Genomic DNA, 23917 nt, shown 5'->3' with positions numbered 1-23917 from the left:
GGAGGGAGTCCGCCGGGCCCGCGCTCAGCGTTCGGCCGGCTCGGTGTCGGCGATCATCGTCAGCGTCTCGCGCAGCTGCTGCACCCGGTCCGCACCGACCTCGGCGGCCAGCCAGGCATCGAAGTCGGCGACCACCCGCTGGCCGGCCTCGACCACCTGCCAACCCCGCGTCGTCAGGGTGACCCGGCGTACCCGCTTGTCGTCCGGATCCGGCGCGACCTGCAGATAGCCCCGCTCGGCGAGGTGGCGGATCAGTTCGCCGACCGCCTGCTTGGTCATCCGGGTGCGCTCGGCGAGCGTGGTCACGCTGCAACCGTCCGCCTCGATCGCCATGAACAGCGGCGCGTGCGCGGCCCGGACATCGGTGAACCCGGCCGTCCGCAGCGCGGCATCCAACTCGCCCGAGATGCGCCGACCGGCCGCGGTCAGCAGGGTGCCGAGCGGTGTCGGGCCGCCGACGAACGGATTAGTAAGGCGCTTGACCATCTGCGATCTCCTCCCTAGGGTTTCATCAGGAACCTTACTAAAAGGAGGCGTGCAATGCGCTGGATGGATGGGGCCCGTCGGACGGGTGGCTGGATCTGGGTTGTCGCCGGCCTGTTGCTGCAACTGGGGTGGGGGATCGGGTACGCCGTCTGGCCCGGGGTGATCACCGGGGCGCTGCTGGTTGCGATCACCCTGCTGGCCGTGTGCAGCCTGCCCCCGCTCGCCGCACGCCTCCCGGGCATCGTGCGGGTGCTGGGCACGGTCGTCGCGGTGCTGCTCGCACTATCCCTGCTCGGCGCGGTCGCCGACCGCTTCGGCCTGTTCGGCCCGGCCGGGGCCAGCGGGGTGTCGTGGGGGAGCTGGCCCGCCTTCGTCGCCTACACCGCGAGCCTGTTGCCCGGGCCGCTGGGCAGCCTCGCCACCGTGGCCGCGGTCGCCGCGACGCTGCTGGAGGTCGCCCTCGGCGTCCTGCTGCTCGCCGGCTGGCAGCGCCGCTGGGTCGGCAAGGTGACCGCGGGACTGTTCACGATCTATCTGCTCGCGATGGGGGTGATGCTCGGCCTCGGTGAGGTGGTCCGCTACGGCGTACCGATGCTGATCGGTGGCGCCCTACTGGTCTCGGCGACCCCGACGCGGCGAGAGCACCGCATGCAGCACCAGGCCGCCGAGCAGGGCCCAGAACGGCGCCCCGATCCCGGCGACCGACAACCCGCTGGCCGCGATCACGATCGTCAGTGCCGCCGGCAGTCGTGAGCCGGGCTCGGCCAGCGCCGCGGTCGCGCTGGCGGCGAAGGTGCCGACCAGGGCCAGGCCGGCGATCGTCGCCAGCAGGCCATCGGGTGCCACCTGGGCCACCGCGATGACCACTCCGGACAGCGGGGCCAGCAGCAGGTGGGTGATCCCACAGGAGACCCCGGCCAGCCAGCGCCGGTTCGGATCGGGCCCGGCCTCCGGTCCGGCGGCCAGGGCCGCGGAGATCGCGGCCAGGTTGATCCCGGGGCCGCCGAGCAGTGCCCCGGCCGCGGTCGTCCCACCGGTGTACGCCATCGCCGGCAGCCAGGGGGTGCGATAGCCGAAACCGGCCAGCACGGCCGTGCCGGGGATGTTCTGGCTGGTCATCGTGACCAGGAACAGCGGCACCGTGATCGCCAACAGGGTCGCCGGATCGAAACGCGGCAGGACCGGGGTCAGTGCGGGGGTCAGATGACTCTGATCCAAGCGGCCCAGGGCGCCGGTGACCGCGAGCACCACGACCGCCGCCAGCAGCGCGCCCGGTACGGCCAGCCGGGGCGCCAACCGGAGCAGCACCAGCCAGCACACCAGGACCGGCGCGATGGCCGCGGGGGAGCGCATCAGCGCCTGGAACGGCGCCACGCAGAGCATCAGCAGGACACCGGCCAGCATCGCATTCGCCAACGGCGTCGGGATCCGCTGCACCAGCTCACCGAACGGGCGTACCAGGCCGGTGAGGGCGAGCAGCAGCCCGGTCAGCACGAAGGCGCCGACCGCCGCCGCGAAACCGCCCGCGGGTGCCACCCCCGCCGCCAGCAGCGCGACCCCCGGGGTCGACCAGGCCATCGTGATCGGGATCCGGTACCGCCAGGAGAACAGCAGCGAGCCCAGCCCCATCGTCACCAGCGCAACGATCAGACCCGACCCGGCCTGGGCGGGGCCCGCGCCGACGGCCCGCAGGCCGGCCAGCACCACCGCGAAGGAACTGGTGAAACCGACCAGGGCACAGATCACCCCGGCGAGCAGGGTGTGTGCGGTCTCCCGCCGGGTGGACATGGTGCGGAGCCTAGGGGGCCTCGACTCGCTGCGCTCGCTCGGCCGGTGAGGTGGACGGTGGGAATGGCACGATGCTCGGGTGTCAGACACCTCACCACCGAACCCGCTCGAGCGGGCCGGTTGCATGTGGCTGTTCATCATCTGGATGCTCGCCAGCCCGGTGGTGCTGATCGTCGGCGCGATCGTCGAGCCGGGGAGCTGGCTCTGGGTGCCCGGCCTCGGTACCGCGGTGTTCGGCGGCTTCGGGTTGCTGGTCTGGCTGCTCGGCCGGGACCGGTCGGCCAGACCGGGCGGCCGGCGTACCCGCCGCCAGGACCCGATCACACTGCCCACGGAGCTGCCGAAAGGGATGACCGCCGACCCGTACGCCGCCGGGGTCACCGAGCTGTGGGCCGGTACGGTGCCGCCGGCCAACTTTTCCGGCGGTCACTTCGAGAACCGGCTCGACGGGCTCGTCGGCGCGAAGCGCGCCAACAACGGTGAGCCCACCTCCTTCACCGCCTTCGAACACGTCACCGACGAGGGCGACCGTTCCTGGCATCTGCTGGTCCCGCTGAGCGCCCCGTTGCCACCGCTGCAGGTGGCCCGCGAACAGGGCAAGCAGGACCGCGGCGGTGACATCGACACCGGTGACGAACAGTTCGACCGGCTCTATACGGTCACCGGCTGGGACACCGGCACCGAGGCCGAGCAGTACGTGCGGGAGTTCCTCACCCCGGCGGTGATCGCGCAGATGAAGGAGGTCGCCTTCGACTGGCGGATCCGCGGCCGCTTCCTGGTCGCCAGTCCGCCGGTCGGGTCAGCCCGGGCGGCGATCTCCTTCGCCCAGAACCAGGGCACCCAGCTCGCCCTGATCGCCGACCAGTTGCCGGCGGAGTTGTTCACCCGGTACGCCGACTGGTACACCGATCCGGGAGGGTTGCCGCCCGGGCTGGCGAACCCGGGTGATCTCCGCTGAGTACGCTCATCGAGTAGGCCGCCATGCGGAGCGAAGCGGAGCAATGGCGGCCGTGTCGAGATGAGCCTGGCGATGAGCGTGGGCGCGAGTTTGACCCACCCGCGTACCCCCGCGTACTCTTGATCCTCGGTGCTCAGCGGACGCATGCCTGTCGTGCGACTGCGGTGCCTTCCAGGATCGGATCTCCCCGAGGTTTCAGACCGGGCAGGGTCCACAGACGAGGACAGAGAGTAGGTCAGGCGTGTACGCGATCGTGCGCAGTGGCGGCCGCCAGCACAAGGTTGCCGTGGGAGACATCGTCGAGATCGACAAGGTCGCCGACGAGGTGGGCTCCAGCGTCGAGCTGCAGCCGGTGCTGCTGGTCGACGGCGAGTCCGTCACCGCGGATCGGGGTGCGCTGGACAAGGCGTCGGTCACGGCCGAGGTGCTGGCCGAGACCAAGGGCCCGAAGATCCGCATCATGAAATACAAGAACAAGACCGGCTACCGCAAGCGCCAGGGCCATCGCCAGCGCTACACGCAGGTCAAGGTCACCGGCATCAACGCCTGAGAGGACTGACTGAGATGGCACACAAGAAGGGCGCGTCCTCGACGCGGAACGGTCGCGATTCCAACTCCCAGCGGCTCGGCGTGAAGCGCTTCGGCGGCCAGCTGGTGAACGCCGGCGAGATCATCGTCCGCCAGCGCGGTACCCACTTCCACCCGGGCGACGGCGTCGGCCGCGGTGGCGATGACACCCTGTTCGCGCTGCGCGCGGGCAATGTCGAGTTCGGCACCCGCCGCGGTCGCCGGGTCGTCAAGGTGAACCCGGTCGAGGCGCCTGCCGCCGCGGCCGCGGCCAGCACCAACTGACACCCACCTAACCACAGCAACACAGCAGGGGCGGTCCGTCTGGGCCGCCCCTGCTGCGTCTCCCCCGAGTCACTCGCCCCGGCGCACCGGGAACTGCTCCCGCAGGTTGATCACCGAATAGTCGCGGTGCCGGGTCAGATAGTCCTGGGACCGGGCGTGCTCGGTGAGCGGCAGCAGGGTGTGGGTCTCGTTGCGGAACCGGGTGTACGCCTCCGCGAAATTCACCCCCGCGTACCGGCCATGCTCACCGTTGTTGGACTCCACCACCTTGCGCGCGAAGTCGCCGTCGTAGCCCTGGCTGGGGAAGCAGTCCATCGCGGCGATCTTGCGGCCGACGGTCCCGGTGATGTCGATGTAGCAGTCCGCGCGCTGACCGTAGGCGGACAACGAGTCGCCGACCAGCACCGGATTGCCGGAGAAGAAGACCTGCTTGACGTTCACCTCGGCGCGCCCGTCGACGTTGCGCAGGAAGGTCTGTGCCCGCTCCAGCGCGGCCAGCAGCGTCATCGTCGCGACCGTGTGGCTGGACAGGGTGACCACCGGATTCTGCGGGTAGTCGGCGATGATCACGTCGGGGGCGTGGATCGCGATCTGCTCGGCGACCTGTTCCACCACGTCCTCGTGCACGGTCGCCATCGTGTCGTCGTGATCCAGCAGCACCAGCTCGCCGATGCCGAGCACGTCGGCGGCCCGCTCCAGCTCCCGCTTCTTGTTCTCTGCGATCTCCAGAATGCTCGCCGCGGTGATCTGGTCGTCGGGATTCTCCCGGCGCCACTCCTCGGCGTACTTGTTCGGATGGATCCGGCCACCGTGGGTCAGGATCACCGCGACGATCTCATCACCGGCATCCGCATGCCGGGCGAGCGTGCCGCCACAGTTGGTGACGGTGTCGGCGGGATGGGCGAAACAGGTCATGATCTTCATGACGGGACCACTCCAGTGGAATCGTTGGACATCGGATTACGCGTGGAACACCATTTCATGTCCAGCCCGATAAGGACAAGGGCTCTTCGCGTACGCCGGATAGACTGGATCGTCCCCGAGAGAAAGCACCCAATCATGGCCATTCCCTCCTTCGTCGACCAGGTCACCCTCGACGTGGCCGGCGGCAACGGCGGCCACGGCTGCGCCTCGGTCCACCGGGAGAAGTTCAAGCCCCTCGGCGGCCCCGACGGTGGCAACGGCGGTGACGGCGGTTCGGTGATCCTGCGCGTCGACCCGGGGCTGACCACCCTGGTCGAGTTCCATCGCGCCTCCCGCCGCCGGGCCACCAACGGCCAACCCGGCAAGGGGGACAACCAGAACGGCGCCCGCGGTGAGGATGTGGTGCTCTCCGTCCCGGACGGCACCGTGGTCACCGACGCCGACACCGGCCAGCAGCTCGCCGACCTGACCGGGGTCGGCGCCGAGTTCGTGATCGCCGCCGGCGGCAAGGGCGGGCTCGGCAACGCCGCCCTGGCCAGCGCGGCCCGCAAGGCACCCGGCTTCGCACTGCTCGGCGAGGAGGGGGAGCAGCACCGGGTCACCCTGGAGCTCAAGGTGGTCGCCGATGTCGGCCTGGTCGGCTTCCCCAGCGCCGGCAAATCCAGCCTGGTGGCCGCGATCTCCCGCGCCCGGCCCAAGATCGCCGACTATCCGTTCACCACCCTGGTGCCCAACCTCGGTGTCGTCGTCGCCGGTGACACCACCTTCACCGTCGCCGACGTACCCGGCCTGATCGAGGGCGCCTCCGAGGGCCGCGGCCTGGGCCACGACTTCCTGCGGCACGTGGAACGCTGCGCCGCGCTGGTGCACGTCATCGACACCGCGACCTTCGAACCGGGTCGCGACCCGCTCTCCGACCTCGATGTGATCGAGGCCGAACTCGCCGCGCACGGCGGGCTGGAGGACCGGCCGCGGCTGGTCGCCCTGAACAAGGTCGACGTCCCCGACGCCGGCGAGCTCGCCGAGATCGTCCGTGCCGACGTCGAGGCCCGAGGCTGGCCGGTCTTCGAGATCTCCACCAAGTCCGGCACCGGTCTGCAATCCCTCACCTTCGCGATGGCCGATCTGGTACGCCGCCGCCGCGAGACCCAGCCCGCGCCGGCCGCCCCGCGGATCGTGCTGCGCCCCGAGCCGGTCACCGGCTCCGGTGCGGAGTTCACTATCAAGCGGATCGGTGACGGCGAGGGCGGGCACATGTGGCGGGTCCGCGGCGCCAAGCCCGAACGCTGGGTGCGCCAGACCGACTTCAACAACCCTGAGGCCGTCGGTTACCTGGCCGATCGGCTGAACCGGATCGGCATCGAGGACCGCTTGCTCGAACTGGGTGGCCGCCCCGGTGATGCGGTGGCCATCGGCGGTGAGGATGCGGTGGTCTTCGACTTCTCCCCGCAGATCGACATCGGTGCGGAGATCCTCTCCCGGCGCGGTGAGGACGACCGGGTGCTGGACGAACGCCCGGCGGTGGCCCGGCGCCGGGCCCGGGACGCCGAGTACCAGGCCGAGCGGGCCGAGGCGGAACCGGAGACCCAGGGGATGCGCCGCGGTTACGCGAACCGGACCCGGGAGACCGCCGAACGGTCGGCTCGCAACCGGTCCACGCCCCGGAACGAGGGTGCGGCACCGGGCGACGCCGACCATGATGACTGATGTGAACGACGCCTCAGAGTTCGGTTCGGCCCATCGGGTCGTGGTGAAGGTCGGCTCCTCCTCGCTGACCACACCGGCCGGGGCGATCGACCCGGAACGGATCGAACCGCTGGTCGAGGCCATCTCGGCCGCCCGCCAGGCGGGGCGGGAGGTGGTGCTGGTCTCCTCCGGTGCGGTCGCCGCCGGGATTTCCCCGCTCGGGCTGAAGACCGCCCCGCGCGACCTGGCGACCCGGCAGGCGGCCGCCTCGGTGGGGCAGGGGCTGCTGGTGGCGCACTACACCCGCGGCTTCGCCGAACACGGTTGGCAGGTCGGCCAGGTGCTGCTCACCGTCGATGACGTGACCCGGCAGGGTCTCTACCGCAACGCGTATCGGACGATGGCCAAGCTGCTCGAGTTCGGGGTGATCCCGATCGTCAACGAGAACGACACCGTCGCCACCCACAAGGTCCGCTTCGGTGACAACGACCGGCTGGCGGCGCTGGTCGCACATCTGGTGCACGCCGACGCGCTGATCCTGCTCAGCGATGTCGACGCCGTCTACACCGATCACCCCGCCCGCCCCGGCGCCCGCCGGATCGATGCGGTGAACGGTCCGGACGATCTGGCCGGGGTGGACATCACCCGGACCGGCTCCAAGGTCGGTACCGGTGGCATGGTCACCAAGATCGAGGCGGCCGGAATCGCCACCTCGGCGGGGATTCCGTGCCTGCTCACCTCGGCCGAGAACGCCGATGCGGCGCTCCGCGGTGCCGATGTCGGGACCCGGTTCGCACCCACCGGCAAACGGCGCCCGACCCGGCTGCTCTGGCTGGAGCACGCCTCCTACACCGCCGGTCAGCTGCACCTCGACGCCGGTGCGGCCCGTGCGGTGGTGCAGCGCAATGCCTCCCTGCTGCCGGTCGGAATCACTGCCGTGGAAGGGGATTTCACCGCCGGCGAGCCGCTGAATCTGGTGGATCCGGACGGTGTGGTGGTGGCCCGCGGGCTGGCCGGCTACGATGCCGCGGACCTGCGCCGGATGCGCGGCAAGGACAGCGCCGGCCTGCTCGCCGACCTGGGCGAGGAGTTGCAGGGCGTGGCCGTGCACCGCGACGTGCTGGTGGTGCTGCGGCCCAGCCGGCGTACGCCGATCAGCTCTCGCTGAAGCGCGGCCCCAGCAACTCGCAGACCCGCAGCGCCAGGCGCAGCTCCATCGAATCCAGAGCACTGCCCGGGGGCAGCAGTTGTTCCGCGCTCCGCACCCGGTAGACGACGGTGTTGCGATGGGCCGGCAGCGTCGCCGCGGCCTTGCGGGAGCTGCGGCCGGCGGCCAGATAGGCCTCCAGTGACGTCCGTAGTTCCTCGGCCCGTGGCTCGTCCGCGGCCAACGCGCCGAGGGTGCGGATGACGAATGCCTGCAGTCCCGGCAGGTCGTGCAGCAGCAGGGTGATCGCCTGCACCGACCGGTGGGTGACCAGCCAGGGCAATCGGGGCCCCGCCAGGTGCGCCAACCGCTCGGTCGCTCTCGCGGACTCGTGGCTGCTGCGGAAGCCTGAGATACCCGCGGCGACGCTGCCCACCGCCAGATGCAGGTTCTGGACATGCGCCAGCTCGAGATCCAATCCGTCGGCCGCCGCCGGATCATCGACCTGCAGCCACACCTGTGCGGTCGCCGGGCCGACCCACCGCACCAGGTGAGCGGGCCGTCCGGTGGCTGCCAGCAGGTGATGGATCGCGGCTTCGATCGCTTCCGGGGCCCGCCTCACCAACCGCGGGGCCCGCATCCAGAACACCGCTGCCAGATGGGAGCCGGTCAGGTCGTAATCGAGCTCCCTGCTGAGCTCGGCCACCTCCGCGGTGGCGGTCGCCTGCAGGGCCCGTTCGATGTGGCGTGTCTGCACCGCGGCGGTGGTCTGCGCCCAGCGCTCGGCATCGCGCAGGTAGTAGGAGGCGATCGCCGAGCTGAACAGGTCATAGGTCCGGAACACCAGGCTCAGCGTGGCGCGGGTCTCCTCGTTGATCCGCTCGGTCGGCACCAGCACCGAGACCTGCTCCAGCAACAAGCGGGTGAACACCTCCTGGCTCACGCTGATCGAACGCAGCACATCCTCCAGCGGAATCTGTCGGCGGACATAGGAGGTGACGGCGTCGGCGGGTTCCGGTGCTGGCCAGACCGCATCGGTGTCGTCCGTCAGCAGGGTGATCAGCAACCGCAGGGTGGTGCCCTCGACCGCTCGGCGGAGCAGCAGATGCACCCCGGCATCGGAGCCGAAGATGGGCACCGATTCGACGATCTGGTCGGCCATCCGCTGGGCGGTCACCAGCGCCCAGCACACCGGATCTGCGCCGAGCTGCTCCTCGGCCCAGATCCGGGTGGGCAGATCGGAGGTGGGTTCCGGCGACCCCACCGAGGCCGCGTCGATCGTGATCGCCCGGACCCAGGTCAGGCCGGTCGCCTCGTCCCGTTCCATCGCGGTGCTCATCAGATCGGCATCACCCGGTCCCGACCGAGCAGTTCGCGGCCATAGATCTCCATCCCGAGAACGGGTTCGGCGAATGCGTGTCGGCTGCCGGTGTGCGAATCCCGCCAGATCTGCTGCAGGTAGTTGAACTCGGCGAAGGCGGAGGCGCCGTTGACGCTCATCAGTTTGTCGATCGCCTCCCGGCACAAGGTGGCCGCGTGCCCGGCATCCATCCGCGCGCGGGCTCGCTCGATCGCGGTGTGATCCCTGTTCTCCGCGGCCGCGTCGTCGATCGTCGTCGCGAGCCGGTGGACGAGCATGGTCGCCGCATCGATCATGCTGGCCGCCTCCGCAACCAGGGTCTGCACGAACGGCGCATCGGCAGACTTCTCATAGACCGTGTACTTCACCCGGCGCTTCGGCACGGTCTCCAGGGTCAGATCCAGCGCCGCGCGGGCCATGCCGAGATGGGGCGCGACGATGATCATGGTGGCCACCGGCATGAAGTGACCGCGGTAGACGATCTCCTCGCCGAACTCGGTGCGGTAGCGCCGCTCCATCAGGTCATCGAAGTGGTGCAGCCGGTGTTCCGGCACGACGACGTCCTCAGCGACCCAGGTGTTGCTGCCGGTGGCCCGCATCCCGGTGGTGTACCAGGTGTCCTGGTAGCTCAGTTCGGAGGTGGGCACCACGGCCAGCGCGTGGCTCATCGTGCCGTCGGCGCTGGGGATGAGGACACCCAGGTTTGCCCATTGGGAGAGGGCCGAGCCGGAGGCGAAACCCCACTTGCCGGAGAACCGGTAGCCACCGGCGACCGGTTCGGCGGTCGCATTCGCGTCGAAGACGGTCGAGACGAGGGTGCTCGGGTCCGATCCCCAGATCTCCTGCTGCGCCTGTTCCGGGAAGAGCGCGGCCATCCAGTTGCTGGTGTTGATCAGTGCGGTGACCCAACCGGCGGCACCGTTGCCGTAGGCGACCTCGGAGATCATGTCCACACCGGTCCGGAAGTTCACCTCCGGGCCGCCGAACCGGCGCGGCACCCAGAACGAGAGCAGTCCGGATTCCTGCAGGGCCTTGGCGTCGACCTCCGGCAGTTGTCGTTGCTGCTCACCGTCCTTGGCGTTGGCCCGCAGCTGCGGCTGCAGTGCCCGGGCCCGTTCGAGCCACTTCTGGTCGGGCACTGAGTTGGCTGAAATCGTATCGATCGACATGGTGTTCTCCTCTGGTGCTACGGGTGCTGCGGTTGCTGCGATTGCTGTTCCGGGTGGATGCGCAGACTGATCCGGCCGGTGACGCGACCGGCCTTGACCGCGGCCAGGGCGGCGGCGGCATCGTCGAGGTCGAGGACCCGGCTGATCACCGGTGTGACGAGTCCGCGGGCGACCAGATCGAGGCCGCCGAGCAGGTCGGACCGGGTGGCGTACCGACTGCCGACGATCTCGATCTCGTTGTTGACGATCTCCAAGGTCGGAAGCGTCATCGGTCGAGAGGGGTCATAACCGACCAGCACGATCCGTCCGCGTGGGCGCAGCAGTCGGGACAGCACGCCCAGATCGGTGAGGTGGCCCGAGGTCTCGATGACCGTGTCGAACGCCGCCGGGGTCAGCTCCGGGAGGTCCCCGGCGTCGATGGTGCGGACGCCGAACAGTTCCACGGCCGCCAGGGCGGCCTGGGAGACGTCGGCGGCCACCACCTCGGCACCACAGGCCACGGCGATCTGGGCGGCGTGCAGCCCGACACCGCCGGCGCCGCTGACCAGCACCCGGTCACCGGCCCGCGCGTCGGCCTGCCGGACCACGGCACGGTAGGCGGTGGCCATCGCGCAGCCGAGCGCGGAGGCGGACCGATCGCTGACGGTGTCCGGCAGCACGGCCACCAGTTGGTGGGGCAGCACCAATCGTTCGGCGAAACCACCCTGGCTGGTGAACCCGACCCGGCGCCGCAGATCGGTGCACACGTTCTCGTGGCCGTCGCGGCACGGTGCACAGACCCCGCAGCCGAGGAAGTCGTAGACCAGCACCCGGCTGCCGACGGCGACGGGGGAGTCGTTGCCGGCCTCGGTGACCACGCCGACGACCTCATGGCCCGGCACGTGCGGCAGTGGCAGGTCGGCGGAGAATCCCAATCCGCCCTCGGCGATCTTCACGTCGGTGCCGCAGACCCCGCAGTAGGTGACCGAGACCGCGACCTCATCGTCCTTCGGTGGGACCACCGGCAATTCGATGGGTTGGATGGGACGGCCATAGGCGACCACCCCCATGGCTCTGGACCGCGCGGTCACCCGATCGCGGTCAGGCGACGCGGCCCGGGGCGCAGGATTCATCGTTGGATCCCCTTGTCGATCGACGTTTCCGCAGACGGATCCTCGATCGGCTCCGGTGACCAGTGCCGATCCGCCCCGTCGCGGTCGTGGGATCAACGTAATCGCGCTCGGCCGCCTGGGAACCCCCGCCGACACCCGGCCCAAACCGGTGGTCGACCTTTGGGCTGTTGGCACAGGTGCTGCGCGTGGGGTCGGCCATCACAAAAGCCCGCGCGAAGTTTGTCCTCGGGCACATGGTCATCGCGCCGGCGGCGGCGCAGAGTCGATGCCAAGCAATGGAGCAGACCCTGGAGGACACCATGAACCAGACCGTGATGGAGAGGGCGGTGGAGTTGATCCATCCCCAGCGCACTGCACCCTTCGGGCAGCCCGAACTGCGCGAGGCCTTCGGTCACTTCCCGAGCGGTGTCACCGCGCTGTGTGCGCTCGGTTCCGGCGGCGATGCCCAGCCGATCGGCCTGGCAGCCAGCAGTTTCACCTCGGTCTCGCTGGAGCCGGCGCTGGTCTCGATCTGCATCGCGCACTCCTCCTCGACCTGGCCGAAGCTGCGCGGCGCCACCCGCCTCGGGGTGAGCGTGCTGGCCGCGGAGCAGGGCGGGGTGAGTCGGCAGTTGGCCGCGAAAGCGGCGGATCGGTTCACCGGCCTGGACTGGAGCGCCACCCGCGAGGGGGCGGTCTTCATCGGCGGATCCTGCCTGTGGTTGGACTGTGCGGTGAGGCAGGAGGTGACCGCCGGCGACCACGAGATCGTGCTGCTGGAGATCGGTGCGATCACCAGTTTCGCCGGCCGGGAGCCGCTGGTCTTCCACGGCAGCCAGTTCCGCAGCCTGGCGATGCTGTGAGGCGGGTGGGGCTCTGACTCAGCCGCGCAGCAACCCGCTGAGCGCGGCATCGAGCCGGGCCAGGTTGTCCTGCACCCAGCCGAGTTCGAGCGGGTCGGCGGTCTCGATCGCCTGCTGGCGTTCGGTCGGCGTACGCCCGAACAGCATCGAGGTGGCCAGCCGAAGGGTCAGTCGCTCCGGTCGGTCGCCGAACGCGACCCCGGGCAGGGTGGCCACGCCGTGCTCCTCCAAGAGGCCTGTCGCAAGGCTTGTCGAATCGCTGATTCCCTTGTGCAGCAGCGATTCCCGATGCGCCTCGAAGTCGGGATAGAGATAGAAGCCACCACCCGGTGGCACGAACCCCACCCCCAGTGCGGTCAGTCGTTCGGCGACCGCGCCGACGATCCGGCCGTGCAGCCGGGCGCTGTCGGCGAAGCGCGCGGTCACCTCCGGTGGCTCGGTGAAGGCCCAGGTGGCCGCGCGCTGCACCGGCATCGGCGGCACCGACCAGAGCTCACTGGCCAGCCCGAGAACCCGTCCGGCGACCCGGGCGCCGAGCGGACCGTCCGGGAGCCCGAGGACACCGATCCGCCAGCCACCGACGGCCAGGTTCTTGCTCAACCCGGTGGTGACGAAGGTGCGTTCCGGGGCGAGTTCGGCCGGCCCGACCAGCCGGCGATCGGGATCGTGCACCAGATCCCGATAGATCTCATCGCTGATCAGCGGCAGATCGTGGCGCCGTGCCACCTGGGCCAGCTCGGCGATGGTGCCCGGATCGGCGACCGCGCCGGTGGGATTGTCCACCAGGGTGAGCAGCACCGCGAACCGCGGCCGGTTCGGAGCACTGGCGAGTTCGACCACCCGGTCCGGATCGGGTACGCCGCCCTGGCCGGGGCGCGGGGGGACCCAGTGGGTCTCGATCCCGGCGATCCGGGCCTGGGCGGCGTAACTCACCCAGCTGGGCGCGGGGAGCACGACCGGCAGGTCGAGGGCCCGCAGCACCGCGAACAGCAACGGCTTGCTGCCCGGTCCGGCGATCACCCGGTCCGCGGTCGCCGGCGCACCCCGGCGTACCAGATAGCCCGCGGCGGCCTCCCGCAGCTCCGGTACGCCGGCCACCGGACCGTACCCACCCTGATCGGCCGCCTCGGCCAACCGCTGCCGCAGCTCGGGCAGCACCGGCACGTTGGCCTCGCCGAAGCCGAGCGGCACCACCGGCAGACCGAGCCGGCGGCGGCGGTCGATCTCCTCGTTGATGGCCAGGGTGGGGGAGAGGTCGGTGTCCGGATCGGCGTCGTTGGCGATGTCCATGCATCCCACCCTGCTCGCCTCCCGGTGACCCGGACGCGCGAGCCCACCCGAATCCCAGCGGACAAGACAGTTTGTCTCACCCTCCTCGCGGATCGATGGGCCCATTGCGCAACCCACTGAGCGGTTGACCCAATCGTGACCAGTGGAATGCTGCTTCACCGGGCACGGCTGCGTTAGGGTCGGGCAAGCCCATATCCGGGCCTGGGGATCCCCGTTCACACAACGAGGTAGGGACAGTGCAGAAATCCAACATCCGCCGGGTGCTCGCCGCGACGGCCGTGCTGACGCTGACCGCGACGATGGCCGCGTGCGCGGAGAGCCAGCGCGACAACAACAGCGGCAGCAGCGGTGGCGCCAACGACACCTTCATCTTCGCCGGCTCCTCGGATCCGGTGATGCTCGACCCGGCCTTCGCTTCCGATGGTGAGTCGTTCCGGATCTCGCGCAACCTGTTCGAGGGTCTGGTCTCCACCAAGCCGGGCACCACCGAGCTGGAACCGCTGCTGGCCGAGAGCTGGTCCTCCGCGCCCGACGGCAAGTCCCACACCTTCCAGCTGCGCAAGGGCGTGAAGTTCCACGACGGCACCGACTTCAACGCCGCCGCCGTCTGCGCGAACTTCGACCGGTGGGCCAACTGGAAGGGCCTGAACCAGAACGAGAACATCTCCTACTACTACGGAAAGCTCTTCCAGGGCTTCAAGAACCCGGAGGCCGGTGCCGGGCAGACGATCTACGACTCCTGCAACGCGAAGTCCGACAGCGAGGTCACGATCAACCTGAACAAGCCGTTCGCCGCCTTCATCGACGCGATGACGCTGCCGGCGTTCGCGATGCAGTCGCCGACCGCGATGAAGCAGTACAACGCCGACGACGTGCAGGGTGACGCGAAGGACCCGCGGTTCTCGGCGTACGCCACCCAGCACCCGACCGGTACCGGGCCGTTCAAGTTCGCCCAGTGGGACCGCGGCCAGCAGGTCGTGATGGACCGCAACGAGGAGTACTGGGGCGACAAGGCCAAGGTCAGCAAGGCCGTCGTGCGGATCATCTCCGATCCCAAGGCCCGCACCCAGGAGCTCGAGGCCGGCAACATCGACGGTTACGACCTGGTCGCGCCCGCCGATGTCCAGTCGCTGAAGGACAAGGGCCTGCAGGTGATGCAGCGCCAGCCGTTCACGATCTTCTACCTGGCGTTCAACCAGGCCAACCCGGTGCTGCAGGACAAGCGCGTCCGCGAGGCGATCTCGTATGCGATCGACAAGGACGCGCTGGTCAAGCAGAGCCTGCCCGAGGGCACGAAGACCGCGATCGAGTTCATGCCGGACAACGTCGTCGGCTACAACCCCGGGGTCACCGACTACAAGTACGACCCGGAGAAGGCGCGGCAGCTGCTGAAGGAGGCCGGTCAGGAGAACCTCACCCTGAAATTCGCCTACCCGACCGGTGTCTCCCGGCCCTACATGCCGACTCCGGAGAACTCCTTCGTGACCATCAAGGGTCAGCTGGAGCAGGTCGGCATCAAGGTCGAGCCGGTCACCGCCAAGTGGAGCCCGGACTACCTGGACATGACCCGCAAGCCGGAGGGCATCCCGAAGCGGGACATCCACTTCCTCGGTTGGACCGGTGACTACAACGACCCGGACAACTTCGTCGGTGTGTTCTTCGGCAAGAAGGGCATCGAGTGGGGCTTCGACAACCCGGAGCTGTTCAAGGCCCTGCAGGACGCCCGCCAGCTGCCCACCAAGGAGGCACAGGCCGAGGCGTACAAGAAGATCAACGAGCAGATCGCTGAGTTCGTCCCGGGCGTGCCGCTCGCGCACCCGGCGCCGTCGCTGGCCTTCGGCAAGGGGGTCAAGGGTTACACGCCGAGCCCGGTGAACGACGAGGTCTGGAACAACGTCACCGTCGAACGCTGAGTCCCGCGTGGAGCTGATTCGACCGATCTGATCGTTGCCGTGGATGGGGCGGATGCCGCCCCATCCACGGCGCGCGTGTGAGGACCCCCCGATGCCAAGACCGCCGATGTTGAGAGACCGCCGATGCTGAGATTCGTGGTACGCCGGCTGCTGTTGATGATCCCGGTGCTGCTGGGGTTGAGCCTGCTGCTGTTCGCCTGGCTGCGGGCGCTGCCCGGGGATCCGGCCTCGGCACTGCTGGGTGACAAGGCCACCCCCGAGGCGGTGGCCCGGATCAACGCCCAGTACGGCTTCGACCAGCCCATCCCGGTGCAGTACGTCACCTGGCTCGGACAACTGATCCGCGGTGACTTCGGCAGCTCACCGCGCACCGGCCAGCCGGTCGTCGGCACCTTCCTGGAACGCTTCCCGGCCACCGTCGAGCTGTCGGTGGCGGCGCTGATCTTCGCCATCGTGGTGGGGATTCCGCTCGGTTACTTCGCCGCCAAGCGGGCCGGCGGCATCCTGGACACCATCGCGGTGACCAACTCGTTGATCGGCGTGGTGATCCCGGTCTTCGTGCTCGCATACCTGCTGAAGCTGGTCTTCGCGGTCGGCATCCCCGGCCTGGAGTTCCTGGCGGTGCTGCCCACCTCCGGCCGGCAGAACGTCCGCCTGGACGCCACCCACATCACCAACTTCTATGTGCTGGACGGCTTGCTCACCAGGGAATGGGACGCCTCCTGGGATGCCATCAAGCACCTGATCCTGCCGGCGATCGCCCTCGGTTCGATCCCGCTGGCCGCGATCACCCGGATGACCCGGGCCTCGGTGCTGGATGTGCTCAACGAGGACTATGTGCGCACCGCCACCGCCAAGGGCCTCCCGCAGGGCCTGATCACCCGTCGGCACGTGCTGAAGAACGCGATGCTGCCGATCGTCACCCTGATCGGCCTGCAGACCGGGGCGCTGCTGTCCGGTGCGGTGCTCACCGAGGGCGTGTTCGCCTTCAACGGCATCGGCTCCTATCTGTTCGAGGCGATCTCCAGCCTGGATTACGCAGTGCTGCAGGGATTCATCCTGTTCATCGCGATCATCTACGCCCTGGTCAACCTGGTGGTCGACCTGCTCTACGGGGTGTTCGACCCGAGGATGCGTGTCACGTGAGCGAGAAGACCGTGAAGACCGACAAGCAGCAGACCGCGGGTGCCACCGCGGTCGAAGCCGACACGATCACCGAGGAGCACCCGAACTGGCCGCCGGCCCTGGTCGCGGCGATGGGCCCGCAGCTGGCCGAGGACGAGACCGGCACCAGCCTGTGGAAGGGCGCCTTCCAGCGATTGCGGCGCAACCCGTCGGCGATCATCGGCGGGATCATCGTGCTCGCCTTCATCGTGGTCGCGGTCTTCGCCCCGCTGCTGGCCCCCTACAAACCATCGACCACCGAGTGGGCCAACCAGATCACCCCCTCCACGCTGCCGCCGTTCAGCCCGGAACATCCACTGGGGTTGGATTCCTTCGGTTCGGACTTCCTCACCCAGCTGATCTATGGCGCCCGGCAGTCGCTGATCATCGGCGTCGTCTCCACCCTGCTCGGGTTGGCCGGCGGCGCCGTGCTCGGCGGCCTGGCCGGTGCGATCGGCGGCTGGGTGGACACCCTGGTGATGCGGATCGTGGACATCCTGCTCTCCATCCCGGCGCTGCTGCTGGCGGTCTCGGTGGCCGCGATCATGGGCCGCCGGCCGGAGGCGCTGATGGTCGCGATCGCCGCCGCCCAGGTGCCGATCTTCGCCCGCCTGCTGCGGGCCTCGATGATGAAGCAGCGCCGCCAGGACTATGTGCTCGCCTCGGCCTCGTTGGGATTGCGGCCGCGCACCATCGTGATGAGCCATGTGGTGCCGAACTCGCTCGGCCCGGTGATCGTGCAGGCCACGCTGATGCTGGCGACCGCGATCATCGAGGTCGCGGCGCTGTCCTATCTGGGCCTGGGCGCCCCCGATCCGACCGTGGCCGAATGGGGCCGGATGCTGGTCAAGGGTCAGGAACGCCTCGAGTCCTATCCGCTGCTGACCGTGCTGCCCGGTCTGTGCATCGCGGTCACCGCGCTCGGTTTCACCCTGCTGGGCGAATCCCTGCGCGAGGCCCTCGACCCCAAGTCCCGCCGATGACGGGCCAGGAGGCACCGATGACCCCGACCACTGATGACCCCAGGCAGCGCGCCGAGGCGCTGCTCGATGTGAAGGACCTGCGGGTCAGCTTCGCCCGCCGCGGACAGACCCCGTTCGCCGCCGTCGACGGGGTCTCCTTCGACGTCCGCCCCGGTGAGGTGGTCGGCATCGTGGGGGAGTCCGGCTCCGGCAAGTCGGTGTCCTCGATGGCGGTGATGGGACTGTTGCCGCGCCGCGGCGTACAGATCTCCGGGGAGGCCAACTATCGCGGCCGGAACCTGTTGAAGCTGTCGGACAAGGAGCTGAATCGCCTGCGTGGTGACGAACTGGCGATGGTGTTCCAGGATCCGATGAGCTCGCTGAACCCGGTGGTCACCGTCGGCACCCAGATCACCGAGGTGCTGCACGCGCACGAGAAGATGTCCCGCGACCGGGCCCGCAAGGAGGCGATCGAGCTGCTCGATCGCTGCGGTATCCCCGATCCGGCCCGCCGATTCGGGGAATACCCGTTCCAGCTCTCCGGCGGCATGCGGCAGCGCGCGCTGATCGCGGTGGCCCTTGCCTGCAAGCCGAAGCTGCTGATCTGCGACGAGCCGACCACCGCCCTGGACGTCACCATCCAGGCCCAGGTGCTGGAGCTGCTGGCCGAACTGGTCCGCGACCTCGGCACGGCGATGATCATGATCACCCACGACCTGGGTGTGGTCGCCGGACTCTGCGACCACGTCAACGTGATGTATGCCGGCCGGATCGTGGAATACGCGCCACGCAAGGAACTCTTCGGCTCACCCCGGCACCGCTACACCGAGGGGTTGCTGGATTCCATTCCTCGGTTGGATTCCGACCGGAACGAGAAGCTCACCCCGATCCCCGGTACGCCGCGCGACACCATCTCCTGGTCCAAGGCGTGTGCGTTCGCACCACGCTGTCGGCACGCCACCGACGCCTGCGTCACCGATGCGATCTCCCTCGACGAGGTGGCCCACGAACACCGCGTGCGCTGCGTGCATCCCGCCGGCGCCGACGAGCGGCAGGAGGTAATGCGATGAGCACCGCCATCACCGGTGACCAGCCCGATGCGGGCGCCCCGGCCGAGGTCGACGAGGTGCTGGTCGTCGACGATCTCAAGGTCCACTACCCGATCCGCAGCGGGCTGATCTTCGACCGCACCGTCGGGCACGTGAAGGCCGTCGACGGGGTCGACCTACGGATCCCGCGGGGGCGTACCTACGGCCTGGTGGGGGAGTCCGGTTGCGGCAAGTCCACCCTGGGCCGGGCGCTGCTGCGGTTGGAGGACACCGCCGGCGGGTCGATCGTCTTCGACGGCACCGACATCACCGCGATGAAGGGTGAGCAGCTGCGCAAGCTGCGCCGCCGGATGCAGATGGTCTTCCAGGACCCGATGTCGTCGCTGGATCCGCGGCAGTCGATCCAGTCGCTGCTCGTCGAACCGCTCAAGGTGCACGGGCTTTCCCAGCAGGACAAGGAAGAATTCGGCGCCAACTCGGAGAAGGCCTACCTCGCCAAGGCCGTGCGGATGCTGGAACTGGTCGGCCTCCCACGCTCGGCGCTGGCGAAGTATCCGCACGAGTTCTCCGGTGGGCAGCGGCAGCGGATCGGGATCGCCCGCGCGGTGATCCTGAACCCGGAGCTGGTGATCGCCGACGAACCGGTCTCGGCGCTCGACGTGTCGGTGCAGGCGCAGGTGATCAACCTGCTCGAACAGCTGCAGGAGATGTTCGGGCTCACCTATGTGGTGATCGCGCACGACCTGGCGGTGGTGCGACACATCTCCGACACCATCGGCGTGATGTATCTCGGCAAGCTGGTCGAGGAGGCGCCGGCCGACGATCTCTATGCCCAGCCGCTGCACCCCTACACGATCGCGCTGATGTCGGCGATCCCGGTGCCGGACCCGGAACTGGAGGACAACCGCGAGCGGATCCTGCTGCAGGGCGATCTGCCCTCGCCGGCGAATCCGCCCTCGGGGTGCCGCTTCCACACCCGCTGCCCGTGGCGGCAGGAGACCCGCTGCGATACCGAGGTGCCGGAACTGACCGAGATCCAGCCCGGCCGCAGGGTCGCCTGCCACTGGGCCGGTGAGATCCTCTCCGGGGAGATCGCCCCGCGCGCCTCCCAGGTGGCAGAACCCGTCGAACCCCGAGGCTGAGCCGCGTATCCTCGGCCCATGACCACGACCGAGCAGACGACCTTCGCCGAGCAGGGCGTACGCGCCCGGGAGGCCAGTCGCGTGCTGGCCACCGCCAGACGGGCCGACAAGGACCGCGCACTGCACGCGATGGCCGACGCGCTGCTCGCCGCGCGGGGTGAGGTGTTGACCGCCAACCGGGCCGATACCGACGCCGCCGAGGCCGCCGACACCGCCGCCTCGCTGGTCGACCGGCTGCGGCTCACCGACGACCGGCTGGACGGGATGGCCTCCGGGCTGCGGCAGCTCGCCGGCCTGCCCGACCCGGTCGGTGACGTGGTCCGCGGCTGGACCAATGCCAACGGCGTCGAGGTGCGCCAGGTCCGGGTGCCGTTCGGGGTGGTCGCGATCATCTACGAGGCCCGGCCGAACGTGACCGCCGATGCCGCCGGGATCGCGCTCAAGTCCGGCAATGCGGTGCTGCTGCGCGGCTCGTCCTCGGCGGCGAACTCCAACGCCGCGATCGTCGCCGCGCTGCGCACAGGGCTGGCCGAGGCGGGCCTGCCCGAAGACGCGGTCCAGCTGGTCACCGGTGGCCGCGAGGTGACCGCCGAGCTGATGGCCGCCCGCGGGGTGGTCGACGTGCTGATCCCGCGCGGTGGCGCCGGGTTGATCAACGCCGTCGTCGAGGGGTCGAAGGTGCCGGTGATCGAGACCGGCACCGGCAACTGCCACCTCTATGTCGATGCCCGCGCCGACGAGCAGACCGCGCTCGCGGTGCTGCTGAACGCCAAGACCCAGCGGCCCAGTGTCTGCAATGCCGTGGAGACCCTGCTGGTGCATCGCGATATCGCGGATTCCTTTGTGCCGAAGGCGATCGCGGCACTGGTCGAACACGGGGTCACCGTGCACGCCGAGCCCGGATTCGCCGCGGTCGCCGACCGGGACGAGGTGGTCGCGGCCGTCGAGGACGACTTCACCGGGGAGTGGCTGTCGTTGGATCTGTCGGCTCGGATCGTCGACTCGATCGACGATGCGCTGGCCCACGTCCGCGAACACTCCACCGGGCACTCGGAGACCATCATCACCGACGACCAGACCAGCGCCCGGCGCTGGCAGGCCGAGGTGGATGCCGCCGCGGTCCTGGTGAATGCCTCCAGCCGGTTCGTGGACGGTGAGGAGTTCGGGTTCGGCGCCGAGATCGGCATCTCCACCCAGAAGCTGCATGCCCGCGGGCCGATGGGCCTGCCGGAGATGACCTCGACGAAATACCTGGTGACGGGTGCGGGCCAGGTACGCGGCTGACGCGCGGAGCCCCCAACTGTTCCGGTAGCATGCCGCCATGCTGTTGCTGCTCGAGACCGTGGCCGCCGAGGGCCTGAACGAACTGCCAATCCCTGCCTGGGGTTTCGGCCTGATCGCCTTCGGACTGCTCATGGCGCTGTTGGCCATCGTGACCGCCGTCGGGGGCAGCCGACCGCACTCCTGAGGCGTACTCCTCGATGAGTGACAAGCCCGGGCTGAGCCGCCGCGACGACGTGGCGGGTTCCCGCTATCGGCTCGGCGTGATGGGCGGCACCTTCGATCCGATCCACCACGGCCACCTGGTCGCCGCCTCCGAGGTCGGCAGCCGCTACGGCCTGGACGAGGTGGTCTTCGTGCCCACCGGCGTACCGTGGCAGAAGAAGGATCGCAAGGTATCCGCCGCCGAGGACCGCTATCTGATGACGGTGATCGCGACGGCCTCGAACCCCCGCTTCACCGTGAGCCGGGTGGACATCGACCGGCAGGGTGACACCTACACCGTTGACACGTTGAAGGATCTGCGCGCCGAACGCGGCGACGATGTCGACCTCTTCTTCATCACCGGTGCCGACGCGCTGGCCCAGATCCTCACCTGGCGCGGTGCCGACGAGCTGTTCGATCTGGCGCACTTCGTCGGGGTGTCCCGGCCCGGGGTGGAGCTGAACTCGCCCGCGGTGGACCATCTGCCGCCGGACCGGGTGACCCTGATGGAGGTGCCGGCGATGGCGATCTCCTCCACCGCCTGTCGCGCCCGGGTCAGCCAGGGGGAGCCGATCTGGTATCTGGTGCCGGACGGGATCGTGCAGTACATCAGCAAACGCGGGCTCTACGCCCAGTCACCCTCCGCAGATCGGGAAAGGACTTCATGAGCGCTTCGGAGCACTCGCTGGCCATCACCCGGGCCGCCGCGCAGGCGGCCGCCGACAAGCTCGGTACCGAGATCGCCGCCTTCGACGTGGGGGATCAGTTCGGCATCGCCGATGTCTTCCTGATCGTCTCCGCCGCGAACGACCGGCAGGTCGGTGCGGTGGTGGATGCGATCGAGGAGCGGTTGCGCGATGAGTTCGACGAGAAACCGACCCGCCGCGAGGGCGATCGGGAGAATCGCTGGGTGCTGCTCGACTACCTGGATCTGGTGGTGCACGTGATGCATGCCGAGGAGCGCACCTTCTATGCCCTGGACCGGCTCTGGGCGGACTGCCCGCGCCTGTCGCTCGACGGCCTGGGGATCGAGGAAGCGCAGGAGAAGCGGTGACCGCTCGGCGGCTGGTGGTCTGGCGGCACGGCCAGACCGACTGGAATCTGCACCGCCGCTGGCAGGGCGAGGCCGACATCCCGTTGAACGAGACCGGGTTGGCGCAGGCGCGCGAGGCCGCGCCGAGGCTGGCCGAGCTGGGCATCACCGAGATCTGGTCCTCGGATCTGCAGCGGGCGTACGCCACCGCGGGTGCGCTGGCCGAGCTGACCGGGTTGCCGATCCGCACCGATCAGCGGTTGCGGGAGATCAGCGTGGGGCAGTGGTCGGGCCGGGTGCTGACCGAGCTGCTGGATGAGTTCGGTGCGGTGCTGGAGCGCGAGGCCCGCGGTGAGGACGTGGTCCGCGGGGTGACCGGGGAATCGGTACGCCAGGTCGAGGCGCGGGTGGCCGAGGCGCTGCGCGAGATCGGCGAGCAGGCCCCCGATGACGCCGTGGTCGCGGTGGTGATGCACGGTTTGGCCGGGAAGGTCGGCGCGCTGGAGATGGTCGGCATCCCGCCCGAGCTGAAGGAATCCTTTGGCTCCTTGGACAACTGCGGCTGGATCACCATCGACCGCAGCCATCAGCCGGCCCACCCCTGGCGCATCACGCATTACAACGAGACCGCCTGACGCTCATCGAGTAGCCGACCATGCGGAGCCCCATTCACGCCGGCTGAGCGAGCGAGGTACGAGCGAGTCGAGATGAGCCGGGTACCACGCCGGCTGAGCGAGCGAGGTACGAGCGAGTCGAAGCCAAGGGCCGAACGCCAGGACATGCACTAGTCGAATCCGACCCGTTGCCAAACCCAGTCCCACTGGGTTTGATCATGGAACGTCGCGACTACTGCATGTCCCAGCGCACGGGATTCACTCGCGGAAACCGACCGCCAGGAACATCGGGAAGTCGGCCTGCTGGTCCTCGACCTCCCGGGTCACCACCCCGCCGTCGGTGATATCGACCCGGGTGAAGCCAGCGGCCCGGAGCCGCTCGGCGAACCCCTCCCGGTCGAACCCGTCGTGCACCAGGAACTCGTCGCCGTGCTCACCCCGGCCGTGCTCGTGCTTCTCCTGCTGCGAATGCAGGTGTTCGTGGAAGGCGCCGTGCGCGTCGTGATCGAGGTCGACCACCGCGAACCATCCACCCGGCCGCAGCAGGGCGTACACCTTGCCCAGCAGCAGGTCGACGTCGGGCACGTGGTGCAGGGCGAGATGGCTCCACGCGCCGTCGAAGTCCTCGGCCGGGGGAGTGTCGGTGGTGAGATCCAGCTGGACGGCGCGGTACCGGTCGCCGAGCCCGAGCGTTTCGATGCCGCGGGTCGCGACCTCGATCATGCCGGCGGAGGCATCGGAGATGGTCACGTCGGCGACGTCGCCGGCCAGGTTGAAGCTGAGCTGCCCGGTCCCGCCGCCGATGTCGAGGATCCGCTCCGAGCCGGTGAGGGGCAGGTGTTCGCGGAGCAGGGCGGCGACCCGCTGCGCCCGTTCGATCTTGGCGGGATCGTCGTCCCAGGTGGCGGCGCGTTCATCGAAGTTCACGCTCCGAGCATGCC

The 23917-nt window shown here is 69.3% G+C and carries 24 protein-coding genes; 16 read left to right on the top strand and 8 right to left on the bottom strand.

Going from position 1 to position 23917, the window contains the following annotated elements:
• Positions 1-24 precede the first annotated feature (24 nt).
• Together C8D81_RS14850 and C8D81_RS14845 are read right to left on the bottom strand one after the other, a co-directional pair.
• On the bottom strand, positions 25-486 hold the full coding sequence (locus C8D81_RS14850) for a MarR family winged helix-turn-helix transcriptional regulator (RefSeq protein ID WP_094407011.1): 462 nt from the start codon (positions 484-486) through the stop codon (positions 25-27).
• Between the two features lie 609 nt (positions 487-1095).
• Positions 1096-2274: a benzoate/H(+) symporter BenE family transporter gene (locus C8D81_RS14845; protein WP_094428838.1), complete on the bottom strand. Its 1179-nt coding sequence runs from the start codon at positions 2272-2274 to the stop codon at positions 1096-1098.
• Between the two features lie 79 nt (positions 2275-2353).
• Here C8D81_RS14845 and C8D81_RS14840 point away from each other — a divergent pair, with 79 nt between their 5' ends.
• The 3 genes from C8D81_RS14840 to rpmA all read left to right on the top strand — a co-directional run bounded on the left by C8D81_RS14840 (position 2354) and on the right by rpmA (position 4084).
• Positions 2354-3232, top strand: a complete 879-nt coding sequence (locus tag C8D81_RS14840; RefSeq protein WP_133626339.1) for a hypothetical protein — start codon at positions 2354-2356, stop codon at positions 3230-3232.
• Positions 3233-3473: 241 nt separating this feature from the next.
• Complete coding sequence (gene rplU / locus C8D81_RS14835; RefSeq protein ID WP_094360181.1) at positions 3474-3782, top strand: 50S ribosomal protein L21; 309 nt, start codon at positions 3474-3476, stop codon at positions 3780-3782.
• A gap of 14 nt (positions 3783-3796) precedes the next feature.
• A complete protein-coding gene (rpmA, locus tag C8D81_RS14830; RefSeq protein WP_094360183.1) occupies positions 3797-4084 on the top strand; it encodes a 50S ribosomal protein L27 in 288 nt (95 codons plus the stop codon).
• Between the two features lie 69 nt (positions 4085-4153).
• Here rpmA and C8D81_RS14825 read toward each other — a convergent pair whose 3' ends face one another.
• Positions 4154-5008: a PIG-L deacetylase family protein gene (locus tag C8D81_RS14825; RefSeq protein WP_094360185.1), complete on the bottom strand. Its 855-nt coding sequence runs from the start codon at positions 5006-5008 to the stop codon at positions 4154-4156.
• 135 nt (positions 5009-5143) lie between these two features.
• Here C8D81_RS14825 and obgE point away from each other — a divergent pair, with 135 nt between their 5' ends.
• Together obgE and proB are read left to right on the top strand one after the other, a co-directional pair.
• Positions 5144-6715: a GTPase ObgE gene (obgE, locus tag C8D81_RS14820; RefSeq protein WP_094432037.1), complete on the top strand. Its 1572-nt coding sequence runs from the start codon at positions 5144-5146 to the stop codon at positions 6713-6715.
• Entirely contained in the window at positions 6708-7862 is a 1155-nt protein-coding gene (gene proB / locus C8D81_RS14815) for a glutamate 5-kinase (protein ID WP_094432371.1), read from the top strand. The genes obgE and proB overlap by 8 nt, the downstream gene beginning before the upstream one ends.
• On the opposite strand, the gene C8D81_RS14810 is transcribed toward proB, so the two are convergent.
• The 3 genes from C8D81_RS14810 to C8D81_RS14800 are packed head-to-tail and all read right to left on the bottom strand — an operon-like array spanning position 7849 to position 11371.
• Positions 7849-9180, bottom strand: coding sequence for a PucR family transcriptional regulator (locus C8D81_RS14810; protein ID WP_094403940.1), 1332 nt, complete (start codon positions 9178-9180; stop codon positions 7849-7851). The two genes, proB and C8D81_RS14810, sit on opposite strands and share 14 nt — an antisense overlap.
• Complete coding sequence (locus C8D81_RS14805) at positions 9180-10340, bottom strand: acyl-CoA dehydrogenase family protein (protein WP_133626338.1); 1161 nt, start codon at positions 10338-10340, stop codon at positions 9180-9182. The genes C8D81_RS14810 and C8D81_RS14805 overlap by 1 nt, the downstream gene beginning before the upstream one ends.
• Positions 10341-10387: 47 nt before the next feature.
• Positions 10388-11371 (bottom strand): alcohol dehydrogenase catalytic domain-containing protein, encoded by a 984-nt coding sequence (locus C8D81_RS14800; protein ID WP_166646832.1) that lies wholly within the window; start codon positions 11369-11371, stop codon positions 10388-10390.
• A 386-nt stretch (positions 11372-11757) separates the two neighbouring features.
• On the opposite strand from C8D81_RS14800, the gene C8D81_RS14795 reads away from it, so the two are divergent.
• A complete protein-coding gene (locus C8D81_RS14795; protein WP_229119636.1) occupies positions 11758-12324 on the top strand; it encodes a flavin reductase family protein in 567 nt (188 codons plus the stop codon).
• 18 nt (positions 12325-12342) lie between these two features.
• Here C8D81_RS14795 and C8D81_RS14790 read toward each other — a convergent pair whose 3' ends face one another.
• A complete protein-coding gene (locus C8D81_RS14790; protein WP_094432031.1) occupies positions 12343-13614 on the bottom strand; it encodes a pyridoxal phosphate-dependent aminotransferase in 1272 nt (423 codons plus the stop codon).
• A 236-nt stretch (positions 13615-13850) separates the two neighbouring features.
• Between C8D81_RS14790 and C8D81_RS14785 the strand changes: the two genes are divergently transcribed.
• From C8D81_RS14785 to C8D81_RS14745, 10 genes are all read left to right on the top strand, one after another.
• Positions 13851-15527 (top strand): ABC transporter substrate-binding protein, encoded by a 1677-nt coding sequence (locus C8D81_RS14785; protein ID WP_166646831.1) that lies wholly within the window; start codon positions 13851-13853, stop codon positions 15525-15527.
• Between the two features lie 123 nt (positions 15528-15650).
• Positions 15651-16673 (top strand): ABC transporter permease, encoded by a 1023-nt coding sequence (locus tag C8D81_RS14780; protein ID WP_094360205.1) that lies wholly within the window; start codon positions 15651-15653, stop codon positions 16671-16673.
• Positions 16670-17674, top strand: coding sequence for an ABC transporter permease (locus tag C8D81_RS14775; protein ID WP_229118150.1), 1005 nt, complete (start codon positions 16670-16672; stop codon positions 17672-17674). Before C8D81_RS14780 ends, C8D81_RS14775 begins: the two co-directional genes overlap by 4 nt.
• A gap of 17 nt (positions 17675-17691) precedes the next feature.
• Positions 17692-18723, top strand: a complete 1032-nt coding sequence (locus C8D81_RS14770; RefSeq protein ID WP_229119635.1) for an ABC transporter ATP-binding protein — start codon at positions 17692-17694, stop codon at positions 18721-18723.
• The gene (locus C8D81_RS14765) at positions 18720-19844 is read left to right on the top strand and encodes an ABC transporter ATP-binding protein (RefSeq protein ID WP_094403944.1); all 1125 of its coding nucleotides are present in this window, start codon (positions 18720-18722) and stop codon (positions 19842-19844) included. Before C8D81_RS14770 ends, C8D81_RS14765 begins: the two co-directional genes overlap by 4 nt.
• An 18-nt stretch (positions 19845-19862) precedes the next feature.
• Positions 19863-21128, top strand: a complete 1266-nt coding sequence (locus C8D81_RS14760) for a glutamate-5-semialdehyde dehydrogenase (protein WP_133626337.1) — start codon at positions 19863-19865, stop codon at positions 21126-21128.
• Positions 21129-21165: 37 nt separating this feature from the next.
• Positions 21166-21312, top strand: a complete 147-nt coding sequence (locus tag C8D81_RS21020) for a hypothetical protein (protein WP_166646830.1) — start codon at positions 21166-21168, stop codon at positions 21310-21312.
• 13 nt (positions 21313-21325) lie between these two features.
• Positions 21326-21997, top strand: a complete 672-nt coding sequence (gene nadD, locus C8D81_RS14755; protein WP_094360213.1) for a nicotinate-nucleotide adenylyltransferase — start codon at positions 21326-21328, stop codon at positions 21995-21997.
• The gene (gene rsfS / locus C8D81_RS14750) at positions 21994-22383 is read left to right on the top strand and encodes a ribosome silencing factor (RefSeq protein ID WP_094360215.1); all 390 of its coding nucleotides are present in this window, start codon (positions 21994-21996) and stop codon (positions 22381-22383) included. The genes nadD and rsfS overlap by 4 nt, the downstream gene beginning before the upstream one ends.
• Positions 22380-22997 carry a histidine phosphatase family protein gene (locus C8D81_RS14745; protein ID WP_166646829.1) on the top strand — a complete coding sequence of 206 codons (618 nt, stop codon included), beginning with the start codon at positions 22380-22382 and terminating at the stop codon, positions 22995-22997. The genes rsfS and C8D81_RS14745 overlap by 4 nt, the downstream gene beginning before the upstream one ends.
• A gap of 237 nt (positions 22998-23234) precedes the next feature.
• On the opposite strand, the gene C8D81_RS14740 is transcribed toward C8D81_RS14745, so the two are convergent.
• Positions 23235-23903 (bottom strand): class I SAM-dependent methyltransferase, encoded by a 669-nt coding sequence (locus C8D81_RS14740; protein ID WP_133626336.1) that lies wholly within the window; start codon positions 23901-23903, stop codon positions 23235-23237.
• Positions 23904-23917 lie beyond the last annotated feature (14 nt).

It is taken from the genome of Enemella evansiae (assembly GCF_004362375.1).
Taxonomy (GTDB): Bacteria; Actinomycetota; Actinomycetes; order Propionibacteriales; family Propionibacteriaceae; genus Enemella; species Enemella evansiae.
This window is presented reverse-complemented; position numbering and strand designations above follow the sequence as displayed.

Coding starts and splice junctions, on each gene's coding strand:
- C8D81_RS14850 (WP_094407011.1), bottom strand. CDS start 486: ATGGTCAAGCGCCTTACTAATCCGTTCGTCGGCGGCCCGACACCGCTC.
- C8D81_RS14845 (WP_094428838.1), bottom strand. CDS start 2,274: ATGTCCACCCGGCGGGAGACCGCACACACCCTGCTCGCCGGGGTGATC.
- rpmA (WP_094360183.1), top strand. CDS start 3,797: ATGGCACACAAGAAGGGCGCGTCCTCGACGCGGAACGGTCGCGATTCC.
- C8D81_RS14825 (WP_094360185.1), bottom strand. CDS start 5,008: ATGAAGATCATGACCTGTTTCGCCCATCCCGCCGACACCGTCACCAAC.
- obgE (WP_094432037.1), top strand. CDS start 5,144: ATGGCCATTCCCTCCTTCGTCGACCAGGTCACCCTCGACGTGGCCGGC.
- proB (WP_094432371.1), top strand. CDS start 6,708: ATGACTGATGTGAACGACGCCTCAGAGTTCGGTTCGGCCCATCGGGTC.
- C8D81_RS14810 (WP_094403940.1), bottom strand. CDS start 9,180: ATGAGCACCGCGATGGAACGGGACGAGGCGACCGGCCTGACCTGGGTC.
- C8D81_RS14795 (WP_229119636.1), top strand. CDS start 11,758: ATGGAGCAGACCCTGGAGGACACCATGAACCAGACCGTGATGGAGAGG.
- C8D81_RS14790 (WP_094432031.1), bottom strand. CDS start 13,614: ATGGACATCGCCAACGACGCCGATCCGGACACCGACCTCTCCCCCACC.
- C8D81_RS14780 (WP_094360205.1), top strand. CDS start 15,651: ATGCTGAGATTCGTGGTACGCCGGCTGCTGTTGATGATCCCGGTGCTG.
- C8D81_RS14770 (WP_229119635.1), top strand. CDS start 17,692: ATGACCCCGACCACTGATGACCCCAGGCAGCGCGCCGAGGCGCTGCTC.
- C8D81_RS14765 (WP_094403944.1), top strand. CDS start 18,720: ATGAGCACCGCCATCACCGGTGACCAGCCCGATGCGGGCGCCCCGGCC.
- C8D81_RS14760 (WP_133626337.1), top strand. CDS start 19,863: ATGACCACGACCGAGCAGACGACCTTCGCCGAGCAGGGCGTACGCGCC.
- C8D81_RS21020 (WP_166646830.1), top strand. CDS start 21,166: ATGCTGTTGCTGCTCGAGACCGTGGCCGCCGAGGGCCTGAACGAACTG.
- nadD (WP_094360213.1), top strand. CDS start 21,326: ATGAGTGACAAGCCCGGGCTGAGCCGCCGCGACGACGTGGCGGGTTCC.
- rsfS (WP_094360215.1), top strand. CDS start 21,994: ATGAGCGCTTCGGAGCACTCGCTGGCCATCACCCGGGCCGCCGCGCAG.